At 73.0% G+C, this 25,207-nt stretch carries 26 protein-coding genes; 13 read left to right on the plus strand and 13 right to left on the minus strand.

Translation table 11 applies throughout. The features are described 5' to 3' along the window. Positions 1-91 precede the first annotated feature (91 nt). A complete protein-coding gene (gene mqnE, locus ACZ51I_RS27010; protein ID WP_356905754.1) occupies positions 92-1,255 on the plus strand; it encodes an aminofutalosine synthase MqnE in 1,164 nt (387 codons plus the stop codon). A gap of 83 nt (positions 1,256-1,338) precedes the next feature. Here the strand turns inward: mqnE and ACZ51I_RS27015 are convergent, their stop codons facing one another. Both ACZ51I_RS27015 and ACZ51I_RS27020 read right to left on the minus strand, forming a co-directional pair. Beyond that, the gene (locus ACZ51I_RS27015) at positions 1,339-2,205 is read right to left on the minus strand and encodes an AraC family transcriptional regulator (RefSeq protein ID WP_468880688.1); all 867 of its coding nucleotides are present in this window, start codon (positions 2,203-2,205) and stop codon (positions 1,339-1,341) included. Positions 2,206-2,290: 85 nt separating this feature from the next. Continuing rightward, a complete protein-coding gene (locus tag ACZ51I_RS27020) occupies positions 2,291-2,824 on the minus strand; it encodes a GNAT family N-acetyltransferase (RefSeq protein WP_468880691.1) in 534 nt (177 codons plus the stop codon). 153 nt (positions 2,825-2,977) lie between these two features. Between ACZ51I_RS27020 and ACZ51I_RS27025 the strand changes: the two genes are divergently transcribed. The 4 genes from ACZ51I_RS27025 (at position 2,978) to ACZ51I_RS27040 (ending at position 5,693) form a co-directional block, all read left to right on the plus strand. Next, positions 2,978-3,244 carry a DUF4229 domain-containing protein gene (locus ACZ51I_RS27025; RefSeq protein ID WP_468880693.1) on the plus strand — a complete coding sequence of 89 codons (267 nt, stop codon included), beginning with the start codon at positions 2,978-2,980 and terminating at the stop codon, positions 3,242-3,244. A 168-nt stretch (positions 3,245-3,412) separates the two neighbouring features. After that, a complete protein-coding gene (locus ACZ51I_RS27030; RefSeq protein ID WP_468880695.1) occupies positions 3,413-3,520 on the plus strand; it encodes a putative leader peptide in 108 nt (35 codons plus the stop codon). Between the two features lie 84 nt (positions 3,521-3,604). Next, positions 3,605-4,948, plus strand: a complete 1,344-nt coding sequence (locus tag ACZ51I_RS27035) for a dicarboxylate/amino acid:cation symporter (RefSeq protein WP_468880697.1) — start codon at positions 3,605-3,607, stop codon at positions 4,946-4,948. A 154-nt stretch (positions 4,949-5,102) separates the two neighbouring features. Continuing rightward, complete coding sequence (locus ACZ51I_RS27040) at positions 5,103-5,693, plus strand: TetR/AcrR family transcriptional regulator (protein ID WP_468881310.1); 591 nt, start codon at positions 5,103-5,105, stop codon at positions 5,691-5,693. A 19-nt stretch (positions 5,694-5,712) separates the two neighbouring features. Here ACZ51I_RS27040 and ACZ51I_RS27045 read toward each other — a convergent pair whose 3' ends face one another. From ACZ51I_RS27045 to ACZ51I_RS27060, 4 genes are all read right to left on the minus strand, one after another. Beyond that, complete coding sequence (locus ACZ51I_RS27045) at positions 5,713-5,961, minus strand: SCO4226 family nickel-binding protein (protein WP_468880699.1); 249 nt, start codon at positions 5,959-5,961, stop codon at positions 5,713-5,715. A gap of 32 nt (positions 5,962-5,993) precedes the next feature. After that, positions 5,994-6,647, minus strand: a complete 654-nt coding sequence (locus tag ACZ51I_RS27050) for a pyridoxine/pyridoxamine 5'-phosphate oxidase (protein WP_468880702.1) — start codon at positions 6,645-6,647, stop codon at positions 5,994-5,996. Next, positions 6,644-7,900, minus strand: a complete 1,257-nt coding sequence (locus ACZ51I_RS27055) for an FAD-dependent monooxygenase (protein WP_468880705.1) — start codon at positions 7,898-7,900, stop codon at positions 6,644-6,646. Before ACZ51I_RS27055 ends, ACZ51I_RS27050 begins: the two co-directional genes overlap by 4 nt. Positions 7,901-8,012: 112 nt before the next feature. Beyond that, positions 8,013-9,176 carry a thiolase C-terminal domain-containing protein gene (locus ACZ51I_RS27060; protein ID WP_468880707.1) on the minus strand — a complete coding sequence of 388 codons (1,164 nt, stop codon included), beginning with the start codon at positions 9,174-9,176 and terminating at the stop codon, positions 8,013-8,015. 106 nt (positions 9,177-9,282) lie between these two features. Between ACZ51I_RS27060 and ACZ51I_RS27065 the strand changes: the two genes are divergently transcribed. Then, positions 9,283-10,599 (plus strand): acyl-CoA dehydrogenase family protein, encoded by a 1,317-nt coding sequence (locus tag ACZ51I_RS27065; protein WP_468880710.1) that lies wholly within the window; start codon positions 9,283-9,285, stop codon positions 10,597-10,599. After that, positions 10,600-11,070 carry a nitroreductase/quinone reductase family protein gene (locus tag ACZ51I_RS27070; RefSeq protein ID WP_468880712.1) on the plus strand — a complete coding sequence of 157 codons (471 nt, stop codon included), beginning with the start codon at positions 10,600-10,602 and terminating at the stop codon, positions 11,068-11,070. A 123-nt stretch (positions 11,071-11,193) separates the two neighbouring features. On the opposite strand, the gene ACZ51I_RS27075 is transcribed toward ACZ51I_RS27070, so the two are convergent. Further along, entirely contained in the window at positions 11,194-11,841 is a 648-nt protein-coding gene (locus ACZ51I_RS27075; protein ID WP_468880714.1) for a TetR family transcriptional regulator, read from the minus strand. A gap of 319 nt (positions 11,842-12,160) precedes the next feature. Here ACZ51I_RS27075 and ACZ51I_RS27080 point away from each other — a divergent pair, with 319 nt between their 5' ends. Continuing rightward, positions 12,161-12,946, plus strand: coding sequence for a VOC family protein (locus ACZ51I_RS27080; protein WP_468880716.1), 786 nt, complete (start codon positions 12,161-12,163; stop codon positions 12,944-12,946). A 129-nt stretch (positions 12,947-13,075) separates the two neighbouring features. Then, the gene (gene afsK / locus ACZ51I_RS27085; RefSeq protein ID WP_468880718.1) at positions 13,076-15,529 is read left to right on the plus strand and encodes a protein serine/threonine kinase AfsK; all 2,454 of its coding nucleotides are present in this window, start codon (positions 13,076-13,078) and stop codon (positions 15,527-15,529) included. Here the strand turns inward: afsK and ACZ51I_RS27090 are convergent. Further along, complete coding sequence (locus ACZ51I_RS27090) at positions 15,526-16,131, minus strand: hypothetical protein (protein WP_468880721.1); 606 nt, start codon at positions 16,129-16,131, stop codon at positions 15,526-15,528. The genes afsK and ACZ51I_RS27090 overlap by 4 nt on opposite strands. A 127-nt stretch (positions 16,132-16,258) precedes the next feature. Between ACZ51I_RS27090 and ACZ51I_RS27095 the strand changes: the two genes are divergently transcribed. After that, positions 16,259-16,879 carry a hypothetical protein gene (locus ACZ51I_RS27095; RefSeq protein ID WP_468880724.1) on the plus strand — a complete coding sequence of 207 codons (621 nt, stop codon included), beginning with the start codon at positions 16,259-16,261 and terminating at the stop codon, positions 16,877-16,879. Here the strand turns inward: ACZ51I_RS27095 and ACZ51I_RS27100 are convergent. Genes ACZ51I_RS27100 through ACZ51I_RS27110 form a run of 3 tightly spaced genes read right to left on the minus strand, consistent with a single transcriptional unit; the run spans position 16,866 to position 19,219 of the window. After that, positions 16,866-17,642, minus strand: coding sequence for an enoyl-CoA hydratase/isomerase family protein (locus ACZ51I_RS27100; protein ID WP_468880727.1), 777 nt, complete (start codon positions 17,640-17,642; stop codon positions 16,866-16,868). The two genes, ACZ51I_RS27095 and ACZ51I_RS27100, sit on opposite strands and share 14 nt — an antisense overlap. Further along, the gene (locus tag ACZ51I_RS27105) at positions 17,639-18,070 is read right to left on the minus strand and encodes a Zn-ribbon domain-containing OB-fold protein (protein ID WP_468880729.1); all 432 of its coding nucleotides are present in this window, start codon (positions 18,068-18,070) and stop codon (positions 17,639-17,641) included. The genes ACZ51I_RS27100 and ACZ51I_RS27105 overlap by 4 nt, the downstream gene beginning before the upstream one ends. 6 nt (positions 18,071-18,076) lie before the next feature. After that, positions 18,077-19,219, minus strand: coding sequence for a lipid-transfer protein (locus ACZ51I_RS27110; RefSeq protein WP_468880732.1), 1,143 nt, complete (start codon positions 19,217-19,219; stop codon positions 18,077-18,079). An 84-nt stretch (positions 19,220-19,303) separates the two neighbouring features. Between ACZ51I_RS27110 and ACZ51I_RS27115 the strand changes: the two genes are divergently transcribed. Then, positions 19,304-20,881, plus strand: coding sequence for a FadD3 family acyl-CoA ligase (locus tag ACZ51I_RS27115; protein ID WP_468880735.1), 1,578 nt, complete (start codon positions 19,304-19,306; stop codon positions 20,879-20,881). Here ACZ51I_RS27115 and ACZ51I_RS27120 read toward each other — a convergent pair. Next, entirely contained in the window at positions 20,791-22,284 is a 1,494-nt protein-coding gene (locus tag ACZ51I_RS27120; RefSeq protein WP_468880738.1) for a DUF2079 domain-containing protein, read from the minus strand. The two genes, ACZ51I_RS27115 and ACZ51I_RS27120, sit on opposite strands and share 91 nt — an antisense overlap. A 93-nt stretch (positions 22,285-22,377) precedes the next feature. On the opposite strand from ACZ51I_RS27120, the gene ACZ51I_RS27125 reads away from it, so the two are divergent. Further along, positions 22,378-23,055 carry a response regulator transcription factor gene (locus tag ACZ51I_RS27125; protein ID WP_468880741.1) on the plus strand — a complete coding sequence of 226 codons (678 nt, stop codon included), beginning with the start codon at positions 22,378-22,380 and terminating at the stop codon, positions 23,053-23,055. After that, positions 23,048-24,733: a sensor histidine kinase gene (locus ACZ51I_RS27130; protein WP_468880744.1), complete on the plus strand. Its 1,686-nt coding sequence runs from the start codon at positions 23,048-23,050 to the stop codon at positions 24,731-24,733. Before ACZ51I_RS27125 ends, ACZ51I_RS27130 begins: the two co-directional genes overlap by 8 nt. Before the next feature lie 222 nt (positions 24,734-24,955). Here the strand turns inward: ACZ51I_RS27130 and ACZ51I_RS27135 are convergent, their stop codons facing one another. Beyond that, on the minus strand, positions 24,956-25,174 hold the full coding sequence (locus ACZ51I_RS27135) for a hypothetical protein (RefSeq protein ID WP_468880746.1): 219 nt from the start codon (positions 25,172-25,174) through the stop codon (positions 24,956-24,958). Positions 25,175-25,207 lie beyond the last annotated feature (33 nt).

The following is a 25,207-nucleotide window of genomic DNA, read 5'->3' on the forward strand; positions in this document are numbered from 1 at the left end:
CGCGAAGCGGCAATGGGGGTGCCTCCCGCCCGAAGGGTGGGGGAGTACGGTGGGCGGAGCTTGGAATTCGGAGACAAAGGGAGGCGGCCGCATGGACGCGGGGCTCAAGCGGGAGCTGGAGCAGAAGGTCCGGGACGGTGAGCGGCTGAGCCGTGAGGACGGCATCGCTCTGTACGAGTCCGACGACCTCGCCTGGCTCGGCGGTCTGGCCCACGAGGTCCGGACCCGCAAGAACGGCGACGTGGTCCACTTCAATGTCAACCGGCATCTGAACATGACCAACGTCTGCACCGCCTCCTGCGCCTACTGCTCCTTCCAGCGCAAGCCGGGCGAGAAGGACGCGTACACCATGCGCATCGAGGAGGCCGTGCGCCTCGCGAAGGCGATGGAGAACGAGAACCTCACCGAGCTCCACATCGTCAACGGGCTCCACCCCAACCTGCCCTGGCGCTACTACCCGCGCTCCCTCTCCGAGCTCAAGAAGGCCCTGCCGAACGTCTCCCTCAAGGCGTTCACGGCCACCGAGATCCACCACTTCGAGACGATCTCCGGCCTCTCCGCCTCCGAGATCCTCGACGAGCTGATCGAGGCCGGCCTGGAGTCGCTGACCGGCGGCGGCGCCGAGATCTTCGACTGGGAGGTCCGGCAGCACATCGTGGACCACCGCACCCACTGGGAGGACTGGTCCCGGATCCACCGCCTCGCGCACGAGAAGGGTCTGAAGACCCCGAGCACGATGCTGTACGGGCACATCGAGGAGCCGCGCCACCGCGTCGACCACGTGCTCCGGCTCCGCGAGCTCCAGGACGAGACCGGCGGCTTCCAGGTCTTCATCCCGCTGCGCTACCAGCACGACTTCGTGGACATGCAGGACGGCAAGATCCGCAACCGGCTCCAGGCGCGCACCACGATGGCGACCGGCGCCGAGGCCCTGAAGACCTTCGCGGTCTCCCGGCTCCTCTTCGACAACGTCCCGCACGTCAAGGTCTTCTGGGTCATGCACGGCGTCCAGACGGCGCAGCTGGCGCTCCAGCACGGCGCGGACGACATGGACGGCTCGGTCGTCGAGTACAAGATCACGCACGACGCCGACAACTACGGCACGCCGAACAAGCTGGGCCGCGAGGACCTGCTCGAACTGATCCGGGACGCGGGCTTCCGGCCGGTCGAGCGGAACACGCGGTACGAGATCATCCGCGAGTACCCGGGCCCGGACGCGGACCGGCGCGAGTCGCCGCAGCCGATGCGGGTCTGACCGATCACCGACCTGATCGTGAGGCCCGCGCGGCCGACCGGAGCGTGAGAAGGGCCGGCGGGGACTCCCCGCCGGCCCTTCCGTCATACCGCCGTGCGCTCCACCGGGATCCACAGCTCCGCCCGTGCCGCGGTCCAGTCCGCCGAGGGGCGGACGGCCAGCAGCTCGGGGCCGGGCCGGCTCGCGTACGGGTTGGACGGGAACCACTGGGTGAAGACGTCCCGCCACAGGTACTGGAGCGCCTTCGGGTAGGGCCCCTCGTTCTCGAAGACCGCCCAGGTGCCGGCGGGCACGTCGAGCGCCCCGAACTCCTCCGGGACCTCGGCGCCGCTGACGACCCCGTGCCAGTAGTCGAGTTCGGCGCCCTCCTCCCGGCTGTCGGTGAGGTGCGTGACCACCGAGACGACGCCCGCCGGCTCCCCGTCCGAGAGCCGGGCGAGCCGGTCCAGGGCCTCCTGGCCGATGGACCTGATGTGCGCGGCGATCGCCGGGTTCTCCCCCTCGTGGACCAGGGGGACCCGGGCCCCGCGCCCGATGACCCGGAAGGCCTCCTTCTCCACGACCCTGTACCGCATGGTGCTGTTCCCTTCGACGACGAGACGGAAGGACATCCGCGGCTGGGAGCGCAGCGCGGCGCCGGTGCGGCGGGCCTCGCCGGGGCCGACCCCGTGCACCGCGCGGAACGCGCGGGCGAAGGCCTCCCCGGAGCCGTAGCCGTACCGGACCGCGATCTCCAGGAGCGTCCGCTCCCCGGCGAGTACCTCGGCGCCCGCGACGGTGAGCCGCCGGCGGCGCACGTACTCCGACAGGGGCATCCCCGCGAGCGCCGAGAACAGGCGCCGGAAGTGGTACTCGGAGGTGGTCGCGATCCGGGCGAGTTCGGCCGGGTCGAGGTCGCCGTGGAGGCGCTCCTCGATGTGGTCGAGTGCCTGGTTGAGCCGCTCCAGCACGTGGTCCGTCCTTCCTTTTCCGTGCCTTCACCGTAGGAAGGGGGGCGGGGCGCGGACCCGACATCCTGTGCCCGGTCCGGTCGGGTCAGTTCAGGGACAGCAGCATGATGATGTCGTCGCGGTCGTCGCCGGGGGCGACCCGGATCGCGTCGGGGACGCGGCCGACCTCCTTGTAGCCGGCCTTGGCGTAGAAGCCGTCGACGCCGGTGCCGCCCCGGCAGGTCAGCCGGATCGCCTCGATGGCCTCGAAGCCCTCGGCGGTACGGGCGGTGCGCTCGACCGCCGCCATGAGATCGCGCCCGTACCCCTTGCCCTGGTACCGGGGGTGGACCATCACGGTGTAGAGCCACACCCAGTGGGTCATCAGCGGGTGCGTGTTGAAGGTGAAGAAGGCGGTGGCGGCGACCCTGCCCTCCTCGTCGCGGCCGACGAGGAGGCGGGTGCCGCCCTCGGCCATCGCGACGAGGTGCTTGAGCAGGGCGGGGCGGATCGCGTCGGGGCTCACGGGGGGTACGAAGCCGACGGCGCCGCCCGCGTTGGAGACGTCGGCCCAGAGGGAGAGCACGCCGTCGCGCAGCGCGGGGTCGACTGCCGGATCCACCTCGAACGTAAGGGTCATGGTGGCAGCTTATCTATTACTCCCCAGGGTGCTCAAGAGGCCCGGTCCCGGAGCGATCGCCGCCGCGTGCTTCACTGGAGGACGCTCGTCCCGCTTGGGAACTTTGGGATCTTTCGGAACGGAAGATCTTTCGGAACGGAAGAGTGGACTGACATGCTCCGCTACACGCTGATGCGGCTCGGGATCTTCGCCGGGTGCTTCCTCGCCCTGTGGGGTCTCGTCTACGTCGGTGCGCTGCCGCGCGGTCTGGGCGACTCGAACCTGCTCTGGGTCCTCGTCCTCGCCATCGTCGTCTCCGCCCCCCTCAGCTTCGTCCTCCTGCGCAAGGTGCGGGACGAGGCGAGCGCCGAGGTCGTGGCGCGGGTCGACCGCGCCAAGGGGCGGCTGGACGCGAACCGCTCCCAGGAGGACGCGCGGTAGCCGCCGACCGTATAAGGGCTGCGTAAGCTTCCTCACAGCCGTCCACCCCGGGCAGGGCCTTCCAAGGCTCCAGCCTGGGGTGTTCTGCGTTTCGGAGGTGAAACGCGGTTCTCCCGCCTCAAAGAAGGGCTTTGAGGTTCTCAAAGTTCAAGTGTTAACGTGTTCGACATGAAGACAGCAGTGCGCCTCTCTCACGCCGCGAGCCCCCCGCTCGTGGCGCGCCTGCACGTCGATCTGTGCCGCTGTACCTCCGCGGTCTGTTGCCGTCAGCTCTGACCCGGCATCATGCAGCGGCCCGCGCCCCGAGCGCGTGTGTGCCGCACCCCCGTCCCCGTATTCCCCGATACGCACCTGTGGAGTGTGCCCGTGTCCGCGTCCGCGACGCCCGAGTCGAAGTCCCCGACTTCCTCCCGCATACCGAAGGTCCCCTTCTGGGCCCAGATCATCGCCGGTCTGGTCCTCGGCGCCCTGCTCGGCTGGGTCGCCCGCAGCCAGGACGTCTCCTGGCTGAAGGAGACCCTCGGCCAGATCGGCGACATCTTCGTCCAGCTCCTCAAGCTGGCCGTCGCGCCGCTCGTCTTCTTCGCGATCCTCGTCTCGATCACCAACCTGCGGAAGGTGAACAACGCCGCCCGGCTCGCCACCCGCACCCTGCTCTGGTTCATGATCACCTCCCTGATCGCGGTCGGCATCGGCCTCGCGATCGGCCTGATCACCAACCCGGGCGCCGGCACCGGCCTCACCCCGCAGGACGGCAAGCTGCCGAAGCGCGAGGGCTCGTGGATCGACTTCCTCACCGGCATCGTCCCGACCGACGTCATCACGCCCTTCACCGAGCTGAACGTCCTCCAGATCGTCTTCATGGCCGCCGTCGCCGGCATCGCCGCCCTCAAGCTCGGTGACAGGGCCAAGCCGATCCTCACCCTCTCCGAGTCGGTCCTGGAACTCCTCCAGAAGGCCCTCTGGTGGGTCATCCGCCTCGCCCCGCTCGGCACCGTCGGCCTCATCGGCTTCGCCATCGCCGACTACGGCTGGGACCTGATCGGCAAGTACGCGACCTTCACCGCCGACATCTACGTCGGCTGCGCCCTGGTCCTCTTCGGCGTCTACCCGCTGCTGCTCGCCACGGTCGCCAAGGTCAACCCGCTCCAGTTCTACAAGGGCGCCTGGCCGGCCATCCAGCTGGCCTTCGTCTCCCGCTCCTCGGTCGGCACCATGCCGGTCACCCAGAAGGTCACCGAGCGCCTCGGCGTCCCGAAGGAGTACGCCTCCTTCGCCGTCCCGTTCGGCGCCACCACCAAGATGGACGGCTGCGCCGCGATCTACCCGGCGCTCGCCGCGATCTTCATCGCGCAGATCTTCGACGTGCAGCTCGGCATCGGCGACTACCTCCTGATCGCCTTCGTCTCCGTCATCGGCTCGGCGGCCACCGCCGGCCTCACCGGCGCGACGGTCATGCTGACCCTGACCCTCTCCACCCTGGGCCTCCCCCTGGAGGGCGTCGGCCTCCTGATGGCGATCGACCCGATCCTGGACATGATGAGGACGGCCACGAACGTGGCCGGTCAGGCGCTGGTCCCGGTGATCGTCGCCGCCCGCGAGAAGATCCTCGACCACACCGCGTACGAGAACGCCTCCTCGTCCCCCATCGACGACCTGGCCCCGGCCGCCGAGTCCGAGCAGAAGGTTCCGGTCGCCGCCTGACCCCCGTTTCGGTCTCCACGTGCCCCCTGCCCGTCCGGGCAGGGGGCACGTAGGCTTTCGCGGGGCAGTGAGTGGATCTTGGAAGCGGGGGTGGGGCGCCGTGGCCGGCGGGGGGAAGGGGCGGCGGTTGCCGCGGGTGGTGCGGGAGCGGCAGATGGTCGACGCGGCCGTGCGCTGTTTCGCCCGCCACGGGTACCAGGCCGCGTCCATGGACGAGATCGCCGAGCTCGCCGGGGTCTCCAAGCCGCTGGTCTACCTGTATCTCGGCTCCAAGGAGGAGCTGTTCACCTCGTGCATCCGGCGGGAGGCCGAGGCACTGCTCGGAGCGGTCGCCGCCGGGGTCGGCGGGTCCGGGGTGCCGCCCGACGAGCGGCTCTGGGCCGGGCTGCTCGCCTTCTTCACGTACGCGGCGGAGCATCCGGACGCGTGGGTGGTGCTGAGCCGGCAGGCGCGGACGCACGGGGAGCCGTTCGCCGGGGAGGCGGCACGGATGCGGGACGAGATCGTGGGCTTCGTCGCCGGTCTGATCGGGGAGGCGGCGGCGGACGTGGAGGGGGGCGGGGGCATCACCTCGCGGGACGTGGACGCGCTCGCGCAGGCGCTGGTGGGCTCCGCCGAGTCGCTGGCCGGCTGGGCGAACGAGACGCCCGGCGTCACGGCGAAGGAAGCCGCCGCGACGCTGATGAACTTCGCCTGGGCCGGGCTCGGCAACCTCATGAAGAGCGAACGCTGGTCTCCCCGTTGAGGCTCACCCGCCTCGGTTCTCAGACCGTGAGCCGTACCTCGTGGATCTCGTCGGCCGGGTGGCCCGTGCGCGCGTGGACCCGTTGGACGGATTCGACCGACGGCCCGTGCGACAGGCAGTAGACGGTTCCGGATTCCGGGTCGGCCCACGCCCGCTCGAAGTGGACGCCCTCGTCCTTCTCGACGGCGAGGTCGGCCTCGTGCGCTTCCTTCAGCTGCTCGGCCGTGATGCCCACCATGTTCCGGTGCACGTCCATGTACGTTCCCATGGTTCTCCCACCTCCACCTCCATGGTGCGCCCTCAGGGCCAGAGCAGCTCGCGCACCCAGCCGGCGGCGTCGCGGCGGTAGCGGAGGCGGACGTGGCGGCGGCGGGCGTCGCCCTGGAAGAACTCGACCTCGGCCGGTTCGACGACGTACAGGGTCCAGGTGGGGGCGGCCGCGTCCGGTTCCGCCTCGGCCCGCCGCCAGGCGGCCGCACTCGCCTCGGCGAGGGTCTCGGGGGAGTCGAGGACCTCGCTCTGCCGGCCGACGAGCGCCGAGGCCAAGGCGCCGGTGGTGCGGGCGTGGAGGTCCTCGTACGCCTCCTCGGGGGTGCCGGTGACGACGCGGCCGCGAATGCGGACCTGGCGGCCCTGGACCGGCCAGTAGAAGCCGAGCGCGGCCTCGGGGCGGGCGGCGAGCTGGCGGCCCTTGGCGCTGGTGGCGTGCGAGGCGAAGTGCCAGCCGCGCGCGTCGGCGTCGTGCAGCATCACCGTACGGACGTCGGGCCTGCCGTCCTCGTCCACGGTGGCCAGGGAGGGGGTGTGCGGCTCGCTCTGGCCGGCGGCGGCCGCCGCGGTGAACCAGTCGTGGAAGAGGGGGAGCGGCTCGGGCGGGGCGCTCGCCGGGTCGAAGGACGGCAGTGCGGTGTCCCAGACCCTGAGGGAGCGGAGGGCGTGGTGGAAGTCGGTCATGCCGCCACCGTAGGGCGTACGGCGGTGGCCGGTGCCGGGTGGTCCGTGAGCGGGACGGCGTTGGCCGCCGACTGGATGCCGTCGCGGATCTTCTTCGCGATGAGGTTCTTCCACGGGGTCCTCGGCAGCGTCCGCACCATGAACATGCGCAGGGCGATCTTCCACTTGGAGCCGACGGTCATCTCCTTGACGAAGCCCTCGGCCATCCGCTGGTTCTGCTCGACGCCGGGCCGCATGTGCTGTTCGTAGCGGGCGAAGGCGACGGCGTGATCGCCGCCGGCCCGGGCGAGCTCGCCGGCGAGGACGTAGGCGCCGGTGAGCGCGAGACCGGTGCCCTGGCCGGAGGCGGGGGAGGCGCAGTGGGCGGCGTCGCCGAGGAGGACGACGCGGCCCTTCGACCAGGTGTCCATCTCGACGAGGGACATGGAGTCGAGGTAGAAGTCGTCGGCGTCGGCGGCGTGCCCGAGGAGCCGGGGGATCTCCCAGCCGTCACCCGTGAAGGTGTCGGTGAGCAGGCGCTTCTGGGCGGTGACGTCCCGCTGGTCGTGGGGGAGCCGCTCGGGCGAGGAGAAGACGAAGAGGTTCTTGGCGTCGGCCTCGCCGGCCGAGCTGTAGACGCAGACCAGCTTCCCGGGGAGCGCGTGGTAGGTCTCCCAGCGGTCCAGGCCGAGGTGGTTGGGGGCGGTGAAGATGGAGATGTACGCGCCGAGGTGGCGCGTGAACCGCTCCTCGGGGCCGAAGGCGAGCCGCCGGGTGTTCGAGTGGAGTCCGTCGGCGCCGACGACCAGGTCGAAGCGGCGGACGGTGCCGCTCTCGAAGGTGACGGCGACCCCGTCGGTGTCCTCCGCGATGTCCGCGATCGAGTCGCCGAAGACGTACTCGACGTCCTCGCGGGTCCGGTCGTACAGGATGCGGGCGAGCTCGCCGCGCATGATCTCGTCGTCCTCCTCGACGCGGCCGCCGAAGACGTCGGCGGGCAGCTCGCCGATGGTGCGGCCGGCACCGTCGACGTAGGAACCGCCGCGCATGTCCGTGGAGTGGGCGCGGATCTCGTCCAGGATGCCCATCCGGCGGCAGACCTCGATGGCGGTGCCGCGGATGTCGACCTTGTAGCCGCCCGTGCGCAGTTCGGGGGCGCGCTCGACGACGGTGGGGGTGAAGCCGTAGCGGTGCAGCCAGAGGGCGAGGGCGGGGCCGGCGATCGAGGCGCCGGAGATCAGGACGGTCTGGGCGGTCTTCGTGGGGCTGGTCACGGCAGGACTCCTTGTCGGGTGTCTGCGGGCCGTTCCCCTGCCCGCGGACATGACTATACGGATGTCCTACACGCTTGTCTATGACGCTTGTATAGATCTCTCGGGTGGTCGGTCAGCCTCGACCGAGGACCACCGTTCCCGAGGAGCAGAACCAGCCCCCCGTCCCCGAGGCCACCGCCAGCTCCGGCAGCGAGCCGTCCGGCCGTCGCACCTGGAGGCCCGGCGCCTCCCCGCGCAGCTGCCGCACCGCCTCCACCAGCAGGAACAGGCCCCGCATCCCCGGGTGGCAGGCCGAGAGACCACCGCCGTCGGTGTTCACCGGCAGCCGGTCCTTCTCCTGGACGAACGGTCCGCCCTCGCCCTTCGCGCAGAAGCCCAGGTCCTCCAGGGTCACCAGGGTCATGTAGGTGAAGGCGTCGTAGATCTCGGCGACGTCGATGTCGGCGGGCCGGACGCCCGCCCGCGCGAAGGCCAGCGGGCCGCTGACGGCGGCCGGGGAGACCGTGAAGTCCTCCCACTCGGACATCGTGGTGTGCGAGACGTGCTCGCCCGTCCCGAGCACCCAGACCGGGTCCGTCCGGCAGTCCCGCACGTACTCCTCGGCCGCGAGCAGCACCGCGCAGCCGCCGTCGCTGCGGATGCAGCAGTGCAGTTTGGTGAACGGGTCCGCGATCATCGGCCCGTCCAGGACGTCGTCGACGGTGATCGGCTCGCGGAACATCGCCTCCGGGTTCAGCGCCGCGTTCGCCCGCGCCCGCACGGCCACTTCGGCGAGCTGCTCCAGGGTCGTCCCGTACTGGTGCAGGTGGCGCCGGGCGGCCATCGCGTACTTCGCGATCAGGGTGTGCCCGTACGGGGCCTCGAACTGGAGCGGGCCGCGCGTGCCGAAGGAGAGGTTCGCGGTGCGGCGGCGGGCCCTGATGTCGGCGCGGGCGGTGGAGCCGTACACGAGCAGGACCGCGTTCGCGTGGCCGGCGGCGATCGCGTCGGCGGCGTGCGCGGCCATGACCTCCCAGGTGGCGCCGCCGACGGCGGTGGAGTCCACCCAGCGGGGACGCAGCCCCAGGTACTCGGCCACCTCGACCGGGGCGAGCGTGCCGAGCCCGGTCGAGGCCAGGCCGTCGATCAGCGAGCGGTCGAGGCCGCTGTCCGCGAGCGCGCGCCGGGCCGCCTGGGCGTGCAGGGCGTACGGGGTGGCCTCGTCGACCCGGCCGCAGTCGGAGAGGGAGACGCCGACGACGGCGACGCGGCGGGAGCTGCGTGTGGAGGTGGGCATGAATCTGATGGTACATCAGATCAGTCGAATCGGGACCGGCGCCTCTCTGGGCAACCGGCCCTGCACCGACCTAGCATGACGCACCGTCAGAAACGGAGGGAGCTCCATGGACGCCGCCGATGCCGCTGCGCTCAACGCCCCACCAGCGGAACCGCCCGCCGCCGCCCCGGCGGCACCGATCGCAGGCCCGGTCGCGACGCCGTCGACCGAGCGGACCGCGGGATCGCTCGCCGCCCCGTCGGCAGGACCGCCCGCAGGCCCGCCGCCCACCGGCGGACCCGTCACCCCGCTCACCGGCGAGCGGCGGGAACTCCGCCGCACCCTGCGGGACCTGCTCGCCGAACGGGCCGGACCGCACGAGAACCGCGCGGCCACCACCACCCCCGAGGGATACGACACCGCCCTCTGGGCCCACCTGGCCGCCACCCCCGGCCTCGCCGGACTCACCCTCCCCGAGGCATACGGAGGCGCGGGCCGCGGCCCCGTCGAACTCGCCCTCGCCTGCGAGGAGACCGGCCGCGCCCTCGCCCCCTCCCCGCTCCTCGCCACCACCGTCCTCGCCGCCCCGCTCCTCGCCGCCCTGGGCACCCCCGCCCAGCGCGCGGAACTCCTCCCGCGCCTCGCTCGCGGAAGCCTCACCTGCGCCCTCGCCGCGCCCACCGGCATCGCCCTGGCCCTCGGCCTCACCGGCGACAACGCCGACGGCGACTGGTCGGGCGGCGGCCGGGCCGGCGGCATCCAGGCCACGCGCACGGCGGACGGCGACTGGCGCCTCTACGGGGAGGCCGCCCAGGTCGTCGACGGCCACAGCGCCGGCCTCCTCCTCGTCGCCGCCCACGCCGGCGGCTTCGCCCGCAGCCGGACCCTGCTCCTTCTCGTACGGGCGGAGGCAGCCGGGCTCGTACGGACCCGGCAGCCCGCCCTCGACCCCACCCGGCCCCAGGCCACCGTCCAGTTCCGGGACACCGGCGCCGAACTCCTCGGGGAGGAGCCCGCCGACGTCCTCGGCGCCCTCGCCGCCACCGGACGTACCGCCGCCGTGATGCTGGCCGCCGAGGCCGTCGGCGCTGCCACGGCCGCCCTCGACCGCACGATCGGGCACCTCGGCCCCCGTGGGCGGTCCACCGGCGCCGCCCACGCCGCCCGGCACCGCATCGCCGAGCTGTACGTCCAGGTCGAGGCGGCCCGCTCGCTGACCTCCTGCGCGGCCCGCGAACCGGTCCCCGACGGCGGGCCGCTCGCCCTCGCCCACGCCCTGGAGGCGCTGCGCGCCGCCGCGGGGGAGGCCCTCCAGTTCCCCGGCGCGTGGGGCGACCTCTCCTTCAAACGGGCCGCCTCCGACGAACTGCTCTTCGGGCCCACCCGCCGGCTGCGCGCCCGCGTGGCGGAACGGGCCGGGCGCTCGGGAGAGGAGGCGGCGTAGATGCCGGTCGGACGCAGACTCGTCCAGAAGCTGTCCTCGACCCGGACCTTCGCCAGGGTCGCCCCGCACGTCATCCCCGCCATGGACCGGGCCGTCCACCGGCTGACCGGGGGAAAAGTGCTGCTCAGCGCCCAGATGCTGCCCGGGGTGATCCTCACCGCGCGGGGCGCGAGGAGCGGCCTGCCGCGAGTCACCCCGCTGGCCTGCATGCCGGAGGGGGACGGCCGCTGGCTCCTCGTCGGCTCCAACTTCGGCCGGCCGGGCCACCCGGCCTGGACGGCGAACCTGCTCGCCCATCCGGACGCCGAGGTCAACTGGCGGGGCGAGGACGTGCCCGTACGGGCGGAGCTGCTCACGGGGGAGGAGCGGGCGGCGGCATGGCGGGCGGCGCTGGAGTTCTGGCCGCCGTACGCCACGTACCAGGCGCGGATCGAGCGCGAGATCCGGCTCTTCCGGCTGACCCGGAGGTGAACCGCACGGGGAGCCGGAGACGAGCACCCCGGACGTCCGTACATACGGCGACGCCGACGGCGGTCCGTGGGGGCGGGCCGCCGCCGGCGTCGGCGACAGGACGGGGGAAGGAGGGGGTGGGGGCTATCTGGTCGGCTTCTTGCCGGTGATGCCGAGGTGCACCAACAGGGCGAGGTTCGGCTTGAGTTCGGCCTGCTTCACACCCCAGGTCTGGAAGCCCTTCTGGTGGCCGGCGACCGAGGCCAGCATCGCCACCAGGGAGCCGGCCATGGCGGCGGGGCTGACGTCCTTGTCGACCTTGCCCCTGGCCTGGAGCTCCTTCACCGCGTCCGTCAGGGAGTTGGTGACCGAGTTCAGGATCTTCATGCGGATCTTGTAGAACCGCTTGTCGCCCTCGGCGGCGCCGAGGTCCACGACCCGCAGGATCGCGTCGTGCTTGCGCCAGAAGTCCAGGAAGCCCTCGACGAGTTCCTCCGAGGTCTGCCAGCCGGCCTTGCCGACCCAGGAGCGGCCGGCGACCAACTCGGTCAACGCGGCGCCCTCCTTGGCCATTTCCTCCGCGATCTCGAGGACCGCTCCCTCGACGTCCGGGAAGTACTGATAGAACGTCGCGGGTGAAGTACCCGCCTTCCGGGCCACATCGATGACCTTGACGTCCCGGTAGGGCGAGGAGCTGAGCATCTCACCGAGGCAGTCGAGCAGCTTCTGCCGCGTCGCCTGGCCGCGCCGACCGGCCACGCGGCCGTCGACGGTGCGTACTTGTCCTGTCATGCCGTCAGCTTACCGAGGGGGGGTCGGCGCGCGATTCGGCCGACTGCAAATGGGGTGCACCCCTGCCCCGGGAGTGTTCGGCGAGGTCGGCGCGGGTGTGTGCGCCGAGGGGGAGGGGCGGTATCGAGCCAGTGTCGTGCCGGCGCCGGTGACGCCCGGAGCCGGTCGGGGGACCCCCGTACCCGAATCGGCTTATGAACAGCCTGTGGACAACTTTGGTGGACAACCCAGGCGCCGCAAGGGTTCCAGCCCCACGAATCGGCCCCTTGTTCGCATATCGGGGCGTGCGGGGCGGCCCCCGCCGTCCTAGCGTGGGGGCATGGCCGTACGCACTGAGGGCACCCCCTGCTGGGTGGACGCACAGCTTCCCGACCTCGAGGCGGGCAAGCGCTTCTACGGTGAGCTCTTCGGCTGGACCTTCGACCCCGACCGCGACGAGGCCCTCCTCGACGGCCGCCGGGCCGCCGGACTCGTCCCCAAGCGCGACGGGCGCATGCCCACCACCTGGACCCTCTACCTCGCCACCGAGAACGCGGGCACCCTAGCCGCCCGGATCAAGGCCGCCGGCGGGCAGATGATCATGGAGCCTTACCCCGTCGGCCCGTTCGGCGTGTACGCGCTCGCCGCCGACCCCGGCGGCGCGGTCTTCGGCCTCCGCCAGGACGGCGACGACGACGGCTTCGAGGTCACGAACGAACCCGGCGCCTTCTGCTGGATGGAGGTCTACACCCGCCGTCCGGACGCCGTCGACACCTTCTACGCCACCGTCTTCGGCTATCTCGGCCGCCAGGCCGACGCCGAGGAGGAGGGCAGGGACGCCGGCTTCGACTACCGCGTCTGGTCACCGCCCGGCTCCCGGCCCGGCGACGACAGCGCCTTCGGCGGGCGGGCCGTCATCACCGACGACTTCCCCGCCGAGATGCCCGGCCACGTCCTCGTCTACTTCGCCGTCGCCGACTGCGACGAGGCCTGCGAGACCACCGTCCGGCTCGGCGGCCGCGTCGCGACCCCCGCCTTCGACACCCCGCACGGCCGCATCGCCGTCCTCCACGACAACCAGGGCGCCCGCTTCGCCGTCCTCGAGGAACCCGCCCAGGAGAGCTGACCCGTTCGTCGCCGAGACGACGCGTGACACCCCGATCCGCCCCCGGGTTCGCAACCAGGCCCCCGGACAGGAAGAATCAGGGTCCACGGGGCCGTACCCTCATGGCCCGTACGGGGAGGTGGCAGGCAAGTGGAACAGCTGACGCAGCACGACCCGAGACGTATCGGGCCCTTCGAGGTGCTGGGCCGGCTCGGCGCGGGCGGAATGGGCCTGGTCTATCTCGCGCGCTCGGCCTCGGGCCGGCGCGTGGCGATCAAGACCGTGCGCACGGAGCTCGCGGAGGACCAGCTGTTCCGGGTCCGCTTCACCCGGGAGGTGGAGGCCGCCCGGGCGGTCTCCGGCTTCTACACGGCCGCCGTCGTCGACGCCGACCCGCGCGCCGCCGTGCCCTGGCTGGCCACCGCCTACGTGCCGGCACCCTCCCTCGAAGAGATAGTGAACGAGTGCGGGCCGCTCCCGGCCCAGGCCGTCCGCTGGCTCGCGGCGGGCGTCGCCGAGGCCCTGCAGTCCATCCACGGAGCGGGCCTGGTCCACCGCGACCTCAAGCCCTCCAACGTCCTCGTCGTCGAGGACGGCCCCCGGGTGATCGACTTCGGCATCGCCTCGGGCGTCTCCAACACACGGCTGACGATGACCAACGTCGCCGTGGGCACGCCCGCCTACATGTCGCCCGAGCAGGCCCGCGACTCGCGCAGCGTCACCGGCGCCAGCGACGTCTTCTCGCTGGGCTCGATGCTGGTCTTCGCCGCCACCGGGCATGCGCCCTTCCACGGTGCCAACCCGGTCGAGACCGTCTTCATGCTGCTGCGGGAGGGGCCGGACCTGGAGGGCCTCCCGGACGAGCTGCGGCCCCTCATCGACTCCTGCATGCAGATGGACGTCACCCGGCGCCCCACCCCGGCCGACCTCCAGGCGCAGCTCGCCCCGCACCTCTTCGGCCCCGGCAGCGACGACAGCGGCACGGCCTCCGCCTGGCTGCCGCAGAGCGCCACCGCCATGATCGAGCGGCGCCGCGGCGGCGGCCGCCGGCTGCCCGGCCCGGCCGCGCCGCCGCAGCCCCCGGCGGACCCGCCCGGCCCCCGCCCCGACCCGCGTTTCCCGGAGCAGGGACCGGACCGGACGCCCGAGCGGGCACCGCAGCCGAACCGCGCGCCCGAGCACGCGCCCGCCGGTGGCCGGCACGCCGGTCCCGCCGAGGGCGCGGGCGGTCCCGTACGCCTCGGCGGCGCGGCCGTGCCGATCGGCCCCGGCCCCCGGGTCGCCGACACCCGGGCGGCGCTCGCCGTCGGCCGGGGCGCGGACGCGGGCCCCGCGACCGGCTGGATCCGCCCGCCCGGCGCCGGCCCGCACGGCGCCGAGCCGGCCCCGCAGCCCGGCTCCCGCCCCGCGTCCGTGCCCCCGCAGGGCGCCGACCAGGCGGCAGCGCAGCCCCCGCCGGAGCCCGGCCCCTGGCGGCCGTGGCGCTTCCGGATGTCGAACGACGTCTGGGGCACCCCGGTCGTCGACGGCGACCTGCTGTACGTGACCTCCTTCGAGGTGCACGCCCTGGACACGGGGAGCGGCAGGCGCCAGTTCAAGACCCGGGACGTCGCCTGGTCGATGGCGGTCGCCTCGGGCCGTATCCACGCCTCCGACGGCCCCACCCTCTACGCCCTCGACGCCACCGACGGCAGCGAGCGCTGGCGGCTGCGCACGGACGCCTGGGTGTACTCGCTCCAGGTCGACCGGGGCACGGTCGTCACCGGTACGCGCGGCGGCGGGGTCCAGGGCTGGGAGGCCTCCAACGGCGCCAAGCTGTGGGAGGTCACCGGCGCGCAGACCGACTTCGAGACCCCCGAGGCGGGGCCCGCCGTGCACGGCGACACCGTGTACGTGTGGCGGGACGCCCGGCTCCAGGCCCTCGACGCCCGCACGGGCGTGGAGCGCTGGTCGTACCCGGTCGGCGACGCCGCCTCCTGCGCCAACGTGCCCGTCCGGGTGGCCCCGGCCGAGGACGGCTGCGTGTACGTCTCCGCCGGGACCCGGGTCCTGTCGATCGACATCGCCGCCGGGCACGTCCGCTGGCACTTCGAGGCCCCGGCGGTCTTCCTCTCCCCGCCCGCCTTCGCGCCGGGACCGGCCGTCACGGGCGGCGGGGTGTACCTCTCGGACCACCTCGGCACGGTGTACGCGCTCGACGCCACCACCGGGCAGGACCGCTGGCGGATCGCGACCGAGCCGCGCCAGTCCGCCGAGCCGGTGCTCGTCGCCGACGGCAACGTCCACGTCGGCAGCGGCAGCGCGCTCTACACGCTCGACGCGGTCACCGGCACCCCCCGGTGGCGGTTCGCGGCGGGCGGCGAGCTGGTCGGCTCCCCGGTCGTCGCCGACGGCCGGGTGCACTTCGGTTCCGCCGACCACGTCCTCTACACCCTGGACGCGACCGGCGGTCAGCTCCGCTGGAAGCTCGCGACCGGAGGCGAGATCACCGGCTCCCCGGTGGCGAGGGGCGGGGTCGTCTACGCGTGCAGCAAGGACCGCTGCGTGTACGCGCTCGACGCGGTCAAGGGCACGGCGACGGGCAGGGGCGCGGCGGCGCGCTAACCCCGCGGGGGCGGCCGGCCGTCGCCCTCGTCGCGGTCCCGGTCGCGGTCCCAGGCCGGTGTGTCGTAGGTCTGGGTCGGAGCGGCGTCGTCGGGCCGCTCGGACCGGGGCCGGTCGGCAGCGTCCGCCGGCCGTCCGTCAGCGGGCGGGCGGTGGCGCCGGTCCTCCCCGTCCACCCGGCGGACGCGGTGGCCGCGGCCCGACATGACGAGGGCGCCGAGGAGCAGCAGGGCCCCGCCGCCGAGGGCGTTCGCGACGCCGTCGCCGAGACCGCCGCCGCCGCTGCCGACCGTGAGGCTTCCCTCCGCCCGGCCGACCTGGACCATCCACAGGACGGTGAAGCCGAGGACGACGACCGCGGCGATGACGACGAGCAGCCGGGAGCGGAGCAGTACGCCCACGACGGTGAGGAGCGCGGCGACGAGGAACGGCAGCAGGATCGAGAGCAGGAGGTCGGCCTTCTCGTCGCTGATGCCGGTGAACAGGTCGCCGACGGCGTAGTCGCGGCCGTGACGGCCGTCGTACCAGGCACGGAAGGGGCTCCAGACGGCGGCCGCCGCTCCGGCGAGAGCCAGGACGGAGCCGACGATGTTGCGGATCATCGATGTCGCCTCCTTCATGGTCCTGCCCTCGCTCCCGACGCTACGCCGGGTGAGGGGGCCCCGCCACGTGGCGGGGCGGCGGCGCTAGGGTGGCGCGGACACGACAGGCGCAGGACAGGGAGCGGCGATGGTACGGACGCGCGTGAAGCTCGCGGCGACGCTCACGGTGGTGGTCCTCGCGCTGACCGGTTTCCACACCGGCAAGGGCGGCCACGGCAGCAGCGGCGGCGGCAGCGGGAAGAGCAAGAGCGGCAAGAGCAAGAGCCGGAGCCACTCGGACTCGGACGACGACGACTCGGGCGGCGGCTGCTCCAGCGACGAGCAGGGCAACGACGACTACAGCGGCTCGGGCGGCTCGCGCGGCGCGGGTGACGAGTACACCTACGACACCACGCCGACCGCCACGCCGACGGCGAACGTGTACGCCTCCGTCGTCGACTGCGTGAAGCCCGCGCAGAAGAAGCGCAAGGGCAGGCCGGCCCGCAAGGCGGACACCACGGCCACGGTGAGGATCACCTCGGAGGCGTGGGAGGAGAAGACATTCCGCGTCGTCGTGCACTTCGAGGGTGCGGACCACAAGGTGGTGGACCGGGCCGAGACGACGGTCACGGTCGGCCGCAGGGGGACGAAGACCTTCGAAGTGGCGATGGCGCACCCGGGGACCGTCGGCCGGGTGAGGGGGTGCGTCGCCTTCGAGGAGGGCGAGGTGCCGGGACCCACCGCCACCCCGTCGGCTACCTCGTCCTGAACCCGGGACCCCGCCCGGTGAACAACGTCGCCTGACGTTCCGCCGGCAGGTTCCCGAGCGTCACCAGGTGCGGGGCGTGCGCGAGGGCCTGGGCGCGGGCCGCTTCCTTGGCGGACCAGAGGGCGCGGACCGTGCCCTGGACGGCCTCCGTCGGGTACGAGGCGATGACGGCGGCGGCCGACCTGGCCGCCTCCAGCGCCCCGCCCGCCTCCGTCACCTCGCTGACCAGCCCCGTCTCGTACGCCCTGCGGGCCGAGATCCGCTCGGCGCTCCCCATCAGGGCCATCCGGGCGACTTCGCCGTGGGGCATCCGCTGGGCCATGTGGACGGTCTCGAAGGCGCTGACCATGCCGTAGGTGGTGTGCGGGTCGAAGAAGGCGGCGCTCTCGCCCGCGATGAGGAACTCCGCCTCGCCGAGCAGGTAGAAGGCCCCGCCGCAGGCCATGCCCTCGACGGCGGCGATGACCGGTTTCCACAGGTCGTTCGCCTTGGGGCCGAGGGTGAGGAGGGGGTCGTCGATCGTGTACGGGGAGGAGGGCTGCGGGATCCTTCCGGCGTCCTCCCGGTCGATCCCGGTGCAGAACGCCCGCCCGCCGGCCCCGGTGACGACGATCGCCCGGACGTCGTCCTCGTACCGGAACCCCCGCCAGGCGGCGCCCAGTTCACGGGCCATGTCGAGGGTGACGGCATTGTGCCTCTCGGGCCGGTCGAGGGTGACGACCGCGACCCCGGTCTCCTTGTCGCGCTCGACGCGGATGCTCATGCCCGCTCCAGGAGCCAGCGGGGGACGGTGACGCCGTCGATCTCGGTGAAGGCGACCCGTACGGGGGCGCCGATGCGCAGCCGGGCCGGGTCGACCGAGTTCAGGGGGGCGTCGGGGGCGGCGACGACGTTGCCGGCGAGGCGGACGCGGGGGGCGTCGGCGAGTTCGACGAGGACGGCGTTGTACGGGGCCTGGGCGGCGTAGTCGGGCAGGAGGGGCGGGTGGGGGAGGACGTACGACCAGATCCGGCCGCGTCCGGACATGAGCCGCCACGTGCTGTCGAAGGACCGGCAGTGCGGGCAGCAGGGGCGGGGCGGGAAGCGGAGCTCACCGCAGTCGGGAGCGGCGCAGGCCTGGACGCGCAGTTCGCCGCGGGCGGCGAACTCCCAGAAGGGGGAGCCGTCTTCGTCGATGACCGGTGTCAGCATGCGGGTTCAGCTCCTCAGCAGGATGGCCGATGTGGGGACGCCCTCGCCCGCCGTGACCAGGCAGGTGGCCGCGTCGGGGACCTGGGCGGTGGAGGTGCCGCGGAGCTGCTTGACACCCTCGTTGATGAGGTTGAAGCCGTGCACGTAGGCCTCGGAGAGCCCGCCGCCGCCGGTGTTGAGCGGCAGTCGGCCGCCGAGCTCCAGGGCCCCGCCCTCGGTGAAGGCGCCGCCCTCGCCGCGGCCGCAGAAGCCGTAGCCCTCCAGGGAGAGCGGGACGAGGGCGGTGAAGGCGTCGTAGATCTGGGCGACGTCCACGTCGGCGGGGCCGAAGTCGGCCTGCTTCCACAGGTGTCGGGCGGCGGTCCAGGCGGGTCCGGAGAGCGGGTCGTCGTTCCAGTAGTTGACCATGCCGTGGTGCTGGGCGGGCAGGCCCTGGGCGGCGGCGTGCACGTAGACGGGTTTCCGCCGGCAGTCACGGGCCCGTGCGGCGGAGACGATCACGCAGGCGAGGGCGCCGTCGGTCTCCAGACAGTTGTCGAAGAGGCAGAGGGGTTCACTGATCCAGCGGGCGGTCATGTACATCTCGCGGGTCAGCGGCCGCTCGTACATGATCGCGGCGGGGTTCTGGTTGGCGCGGTTGCGGCAGGCGAGGGCGACGTTGAAGAAGTGGTCGCGGGTGGCGCCGTACTCGTGCATGTAGCGACGTGCGAGCATGCCGATCTCGTCGGCGGGGCGGAGCAGCCCGAAGGGGCGGGTCCACTGGCCGGGGGTGGGCAGCTGGACGGCGGTGTTCTTCCAGGGGCGGGGGCCGGAGCCCCGCTTCCTGGACCGCCAGGCGACGCCGACGCTCGCCTGCCCCGTGGCGACGGCGGCGGCGAGGTGGCCGACGGTGGCGCAGGAGCCGCCGCCGCCGTACCCCACCTTGCTGAAGAAGGTGACGTCACCGGCCCCGATGGCCTTCGCCACCTCGACCTCGTCGGTCTCCTCCATCGTGTACGAGGCGAAGGCGTCGACCTCGGACGGGTCGATCCCGGCGTCGTCGAGAGCGGCGAGGACCGCACGGCAGGCGAGGGTCTTCTCGGTCTCGTGGAGCTGTTTCGCGAAGGCGGTCTGTCCTATGCCGACGATGGCCGTGGCGTCCTTGAGCACCGGACCTCCTCATGGGGCAGCACTGCTGACAGCGCGTCAGGCTACAACTAATCTGACGGTTAGTCAGCTACAGGGAGGTGGGGTATGGACGTGGGCATGGACCCGGGCGGTGACCCGCGCGGCGACCTGGAGTGGGGCACGATCCCCGGGCTCGTCCGGGCGGCGGCCGAGCGGTACGGCCGGCGGGAGGCCGTCGTCGACGGCCGCGTCCGCGTCACGTACGCCGAACTCGGCGCGCGCGTCGAGCGGGCGGCCGCCGCCTGCCTCGCCACCGGCGTACGGACCGGGGACCGGGTCGCGATCTGGGCCCCCAACACCCTCGACTGGATCGTCTCCGCCCTCGGCGCCGTCACCGCCGGTGCCGTCCTCGTCCCCCTCAACACCCGCTTCAAGGGCACCGAGGCCGCCGACGTCCTCCGGCGCTCCCGAGCCCGGCTGCTCTTCGTCACCGGCACCTTCCTCGGCACCTCGTACGTGGCCTCCCTGCGCCGCTCCGGCGTCGAACTCCCCGACCTGGAACGAGTGGTGGTCCTCGGCGACACCGCCCCCGACGAGGCCGGCTGGACCACCCTCAAGGCGTTCCTCGCGGAGGGCGACACCATCCCGCCGGCCCGGGTCCGGGCCCGCGCCGACGGCATCGACCCCGACGCCCCCTCCGACATCATCTACACCTCCGGCACCACCGGCCGCCCCAAGGGCGCCGTCATCAGCCACACCCAGACCCTGCGCTGCTACGCGCTCTGGGCCGAACTCGCCGGCCTGGAGGAGGGCGACCGCTACCTCGTGGTCAACCCCTTCTTCCACACCTTCGGCTACAAGGCCGGCGTCCTCGCCTGCCTCATGCGGGGTGCGGTGATCGTCCCGCAGTCGGTCTTCACGGCGGACACCGTCCTCGCCAACATCGCCGCCGAACGCGTCACCGTCCTCCCCGGCCCGCCCACCCTCCACCAGTCCCTCCTGGACCACCCGGCCCGCCCCGCGCACGACCTCTCCACCCTCCGCCTGGTCGTGACGGGCGCGGCGGTGGTCCCGCTGAGGCTCGTGGAACGCCTCCGCGCCGAGCTGGGCGTGGGCACGGTCCTCACGGCGTACGGCCTCTCCGAGGCGAGCGGCCTCGTCACCATGTGCCGCCGCGACGACCCGGACGAGACGATCGCCACCACGTCCGGCCGCCCCATTCCGGGCACCGAACTCCGCCTCTCCGGCACCGGCGAGATCCTGGTCCGCGGACACCACGTCATGAGCCGCTACTTCGAGGACGAGGAGGCGACGGCGGCGGCGATCGACGCGGACGGCTGGCTGCGCACGGGCGACATCGGCGTCCTGGACGAGGCCGGCAACCTCCGGATCACCGACCGCCTGAAGGACATGTTCATCGTGGGCGGCTTCAACGCCTACCCGGCCGAGATCGAACAGCTCCTCGGCCTCCACCCCGACATCGCGGACGTCGCCGTCGTCGGCATCCCGGACCCGCGCCTCGGCGAGGTCGGCAAGGCCTTCGCGGTCCGGCGCGCGGGGGCGGGGGTCACGGCGGACGACCTGATCGCCTGGTCGCGCCGGGAGATGGCCAACTACAAGGTCCCGAGGGAGGTCGAGTTCGTGCCGGAGCTGCCGAGGAACGCGAGCGGGAAGGTGGTGAAGGGGGAGCTGAGGGGGCGCTGAGGCCTGTCCAGCTGACCCCGCTGGCGGGTCAGCACCACGATCCCGTCCCGCTCCCGCACCACCCGCCACCCGCGCTTCCCGGCCCGCCGCACGACGCGTTCGGCCGCCCCCGCGGGCCAGGGCTCCCGTACATCGGCCACGATCCACTCCACGGCCGGCCGCCGGTCGAGGACCCCGTCCGCGACCAGGTGCACGGTCGCCCGGTCGGTCAGGTGCGGCGCCAGGCTGTTGCTCGCCGCGACCCGGGCACCGTCCGGCACGACGGCCAGGGCGTCGCGGGCGGCGGCCTCTCGGGGGCTCTCCCGCCAGAAGCCGGGCGTGGCGAGGGCGGCGAGCGGCTGGGCGGGGAGCAGGAGGAGGGCGGCGGCCAGGGGGACGGCGAGCGGCAGGCGGGAGCGGAGCGGCAGCCGGGCGCCCCGGCGCAGCGCGTCCACGAGGGCGGCGAAGGCGATCGGCACGAGCACCGCCGAGTAGTGCAGCCCCGGCTCCCAGTGCGCCGGGTTCGCGGAGGTGAACCGCCAGGCCAGGGTGGGCAGGAGCAGCAACGCGAGGGGGCTGCGCACCACGAGGCCGCCGGTCACGGCGAGCAGCAGGAGCAGGGTCAGCGACTTCACGGGCCAGCCGTCGAGGAGCCCGTACGCGCCGGTGACCTGGCCCGCGTACAGGTACCGTCCGTCCGGCGCGAACGCCGGGATCACCCCGTACACGATCAGGGTCATGCTCAGCGCGGACCCGACGGCGAGGAACAGCCCGGTCCGGCGGTCCCGCCGCATCAGGAGCAGCCCGAACACGGCCGCCGTCGCCCCCAGGTCCTCCTTCACCAGGAGCAGCGTGGCGGCCCAGCAGGCGGCGGCCCGGGTCCGGCCGTCGAGGTACGCGCGGCAGGCCAGGGCGAGCAGGGGTACGGCGAAGGCGACCTCGTGGAAGTCGAAGCCGATCAGCTGCTGCGTCCCCCACCCGAGCCCGCACGCCGCCCCGAGCGCCAGAGGGCTCCTGCCCGGCAGGTGCCGTTGGGCGGTGCGCGCGAGGACGTACACGCCGAGGGCGACGAGCGCGGCCTGCGCGACGAGCAGCGTCCCGACGTGCGGGACGAGCCGGTAGAGCGGGGTGAGCAGCGCGAGTACGGGATGGAAGTGGTCCCCGAGCAGCGGATACGCGTCGCCCGTGAAACCGGCCGGCGCCGTCGCGGCCCGGATCTCCGAGGAGGGCGCCCGCCCCTCCGCGTACGCGCGCACGGCCTGCCCGAAGATCCCGAGGTCGTACCCGGTCGTCCGGAACCGGGCGTGCTCGCGCAGCGCGAACACCGCGTACAGGACCAGGAAGACGGTGGAGAGCAGGGCGGGGGCGGTGCGGGACGCGGCAGCCGGCGGCGCGGTGGTCGGGTGCTCGGTGATCAAGGCCATGCGGGGACCCTCGGCGGCCGTCCCTGAGGTGGTCCTGAAGTAGCCTGAGGAATTCCTCAGCCCGGCTTCCGGCGGTCCGGCGATACTCGGGCCATGCGCGTACTGGTGATCGAGGACGAGGTGCGGATCGCCGCCTCGCTGCGGCGCGGCCTGTCCGCCGTCGGGTACACGGTCGACGTCGCCCACGACGGCGTCACCGGCCTCCACCTGGCCCGGGAGCACCGCTACGCGGCCGTCCTGCTCGACCTCATGCTGCCCGGCCTCAACGGCTACCAGGTCTGCTCCCGGCTCCGCGCCGAGTCCAACGACGTGCCGGTGCTGATGCTGACGGCCAAGAACGGCGAGTACGACGAGGCCGAGGGCCTCGACACCGGCGCCGACGACTACCTGGCCAAGCCCTTCTCGTACGTCGTCCTCGAAGCCCGGCTCCGCGCCCTGCTCCGCCGGGGCGGCGCCCGCACCCGCACCCTCCTGCAGTGCGGCGACCTCTGGCTCGACCCGGCCCGCAGGAAGTGCGGCCGGGACTCTGTCGAGATCCCCCTCACTCCCAAGGAGTTCGCGGTCCTGCAGTGCCTGCTGCTGCGCCTGGGCGAGGTGGTGCCGACGCTCGACATCCTCGACGAGGTGTGGTCGGCGGACTTCACGGGCGACCCGAACATCGTGCACGTCTACATCAGGGCCGTACGGAAGAAGATCGACGCGCCCTTCGGGACGGAGACGATCGAGACGGTACGGGGGGCGGGGTACCGGGTGGTGGGCGTCCGTGGCTGAGTGGTGGCGGCGATACGGGCAGGCGGTGGCGGCCGGGCTCGCGGCGTGGGGCGTCGTGGCGGTGGCGGTGATCCGGCTCCAGGCCGTGGACCTGACGCGGGGCGCCCAGCCCTGGGTGATCATGGAGGTGGTGACCACCGACCGGGTGGGCCCGGAGGTCGCGGCCCTCGCCTGGCGGGGCTTCCTCGTCGGCGCGCTGTTCGTCGCGACGGTCGCCTGGTTCGCCGGCCGGGGACACGTGCGGATGGCACGGCTGAGGACGGCGGTCGTCGCCGGGCTGACCTCGGGAGTCCTCTTCCTCACGTACACGCAGTGGCTCTACCACGAGAACACCCGTCAGCCGTGGCTGGTCGCGAGGGAGGCCTACCGCTGGGGCCTGATGTCCATCGGCCCGTCGTCGGGCCTGCTGACGGCGGCGGTCGTCTGGGCGGCGGTGGGCGGCGGCGCGGTCCGGCTGTCGTACCGGAGCCGTACGGTCCTCGCGGCGGCGGTCACGACCGGCGGGCTCTTCGCGGCGTCCGTCGAGTTCCAGCGACAGGCGTACGCCGAACCCTACGGACCGGTGTACTGGATCATGCTGACCACGGGGGTGCCGCTGGTCGCCCTGGTCACGGGGGTGCTCGTCCACGTCACGTCGGTGCGGGCGCTCCGCCCGGTGGAGGCGATCCGCCGCGAACTCGCCGACATCACCGGCCAGTCGCTGGACCGCCGGGTCCCTGTCCCGCCCACGGGCGACGTGATCGCCCGGCTCGCCGTCACCACGAACGACACGCTCGACCGCCTGGAGCAGGCGTCGGCCCGTCAGCAGCAGTTCGTGGCGGACGCCGCCCACGAACTGCGCAGCCCCCTCGCGGCCCTGCGGGCCCAGCTGGAGACGGCCCTGCACCATCCGGACTCGGTCACCGACTGGCCGGAGGCCGTGGCGGAGGCCGCCGCCGACGTCGTACGGCTCCAGAGGCTCGCCGACGATCTGCTGCTCCTCGCGAGCCACCGTTCGCCGGCGCCGGTACGGGAACCGGTCGACCTCGCGGCCCTGGCGGAGGACCTGGTCCGCGAACACCAGCACCTCCCGGACGCCGCACATCTCGGCCTGCGCTGCGAGGCCCCCGCGCCCGCCGTCGTCCACGGCGACGCGACCCGCCTGGAACGCCTCCTGCGCAACCTCCTGGTCAACGCCTGCCGCCACGCGAAGTCGGAGGTCGGGGTGACGGTGACCTCGGAGGGCACCACGGTCTTCCTCACGGTGACGGACGACGGCCCCGGCATTCCCTTGACGGACCGCGCCCGCGTCTTCGACCGCTTCACCCGCCTCGACGCCTCCCGCACCCGCACCTCGGGCGGCGCGGGCCTGGGCCTCCCCATCGCCCGCGACATCGCCACCCACCACGGGGGGACCCTGACGATCGAGGACTCGGCGCGGGGGGCGCGTCTGGTGGCGCGGTTCCCGGCGGGCCTGACCCTGCAGGGGGAGTCCCTGCGCGTCAACCGGTACGGGCACCACACCGACGCTCCGAGACCCGAAGGGCGAGAGCCGGCACCCTCGAGGCCACCCGCGCGCCCGAACCGCAAGCGGGCCGTAGCCCTCACCCGGCCGGCCTCTGCCCTGGCCCGCTGGAGGGCCTACGCATCTCGTGAAGCGACGTCCCCTCCGGTGGAGGGGTGTGACGAGGAGGCGTAGTCGCTAGCGGGTCCGCATACGCGGGAGGGGCCGGGCAGATGCCCGGCCCCTCCTTGTGCGGTGGTCCGATCGCGTTGCGCACGGGCCCTGCCCGGACGGATTCCCCCTGGTTCCGCCGGGTGTCCCCCGAGCCCGTGTGCTCCCCCGTCGACCGGACCTTCCTGTTCGGCCCCGGCAGCTCCCCCGAAGTCGCCGCCGCGGCCGTTCCCCGTCGGGAGTGGCTTAGTTGGCCGGCTTGACGGCAGCGTCGTCGTGGCCGCCCGTGATCTTGTCGGTGATCGCGTCGAGCGCCGGCTCGGAGGTGGCGTGCATGTCCTTGGTGGTGATGGACTCGCCGTGGCCTCCCGTGATCTTGTCGGTGATCGCGTCGAGCGCCGGCTCCGAAGTGGCGTGCATGTCCATGGGCTTGATGATCGGGTCCTGCTTGATCGGGTCGGTCATGCTCGTCAACTCCTGCGTGTGATGTCCGAGATG

It is taken from the genome of Streptomyces sp. NPDC034084, assembly GCF_055575535.1.

Excerpts from the sequence above, each read along its gene's own strand:
- mqnE (WP_356905754.1), top strand. The coding sequence starts at position 92 with ATGGACGCGGGGCTCAAGCGGGAGCTGGAGCAGAAGGTCCGGGACGGT.
- ACZ51I_RS27020 (WP_468880691.1), bottom strand. The coding sequence starts at position 2,824 with ATGACCCTTACGTTCGAGGTGGATCCGGCAGTCGACCCCGCGCTGCGC.
- ACZ51I_RS27025 (WP_468880693.1), top strand. The coding sequence starts at position 2,978 with ATGCTCCGCTACACGCTGATGCGGCTCGGGATCTTCGCCGGGTGCTTC.
- ACZ51I_RS27030 (WP_468880695.1), top strand. The coding sequence starts at position 3,413 with ATGAAGACAGCAGTGCGCCTCTCTCACGCCGCGAGCCCCCCGCTCGTG.
- ACZ51I_RS27040 (WP_468881310.1), top strand. The coding sequence starts at position 5,103 with ATGGTCGACGCGGCCGTGCGCTGTTTCGCCCGCCACGGGTACCAGGCC.
- ACZ51I_RS27045 (WP_468880699.1), bottom strand. The coding sequence starts at position 5,961 with ATGGGAACGTACATGGACGTGCACCGGAACATGGTGGGCATCACGGCC.
- ACZ51I_RS27050 (WP_468880702.1), bottom strand. The coding sequence starts at position 6,647 with ATGACCGACTTCCACCACGCCCTCCGCTCCCTCAGGGTCTGGGACACC.
- ACZ51I_RS27060 (WP_468880707.1), bottom strand. The coding sequence starts at position 9,176 with ATGCCCACCTCCACACGCAGCTCCCGCCGCGTCGCCGTCGTCGGCGTC.
- ACZ51I_RS27065 (WP_468880710.1), top strand. The coding sequence starts at position 9,283 with ATGGACGCCGCCGATGCCGCTGCGCTCAACGCCCCACCAGCGGAACCG.
- ACZ51I_RS27070 (WP_468880712.1), top strand. The coding sequence starts at position 10,600 with ATGCCGGTCGGACGCAGACTCGTCCAGAAGCTGTCCTCGACCCGGACC.
- ACZ51I_RS27075 (WP_468880714.1), bottom strand. The coding sequence starts at position 11,841 with ATGACAGGACAAGTACGCACCGTCGACGGCCGCGTGGCCGGTCGGCGC.
- ACZ51I_RS27080 (WP_468880716.1), top strand. The coding sequence starts at position 12,161 with ATGGCCGTACGCACTGAGGGCACCCCCTGCTGGGTGGACGCACAGCTT.
- ACZ51I_RS27090 (WP_468880721.1), bottom strand. The coding sequence starts at position 16,131 with ATGATCCGCAACATCGTCGGCTCCGTCCTGGCTCTCGCCGGAGCGGCG.
- ACZ51I_RS27095 (WP_468880724.1), top strand. The coding sequence starts at position 16,259 with ATGGTACGGACGCGCGTGAAGCTCGCGGCGACGCTCACGGTGGTGGTC.
- ACZ51I_RS27100 (WP_468880727.1), bottom strand. The coding sequence starts at position 17,642 with ATGAGCATCCGCGTCGAGCGCGACAAGGAGACCGGGGTCGCGGTCGTC.
- ACZ51I_RS27105 (WP_468880729.1), bottom strand. The coding sequence starts at position 18,070 with ATGCTGACACCGGTCATCGACGAAGACGGCTCCCCCTTCTGGGAGTTC.
- ACZ51I_RS27115 (WP_468880735.1), top strand. The coding sequence starts at position 19,304 with ATGGACGTGGGCATGGACCCGGGCGGTGACCCGCGCGGCGACCTGGAG.
- ACZ51I_RS27120 (WP_468880738.1), bottom strand. The coding sequence starts at position 22,284 with ATGGCCTTGATCACCGAGCACCCGACCACCGCGCCGCCGGCTGCCGCG.
- ACZ51I_RS27125 (WP_468880741.1), top strand. The coding sequence starts at position 22,378 with ATGCGCGTACTGGTGATCGAGGACGAGGTGCGGATCGCCGCCTCGCTG.
- ACZ51I_RS27135 (WP_468880746.1), bottom strand. The coding sequence starts at position 25,174 with ATGACCGACCCGATCAAGCAGGACCCGATCATCAAGCCCATGGACATG.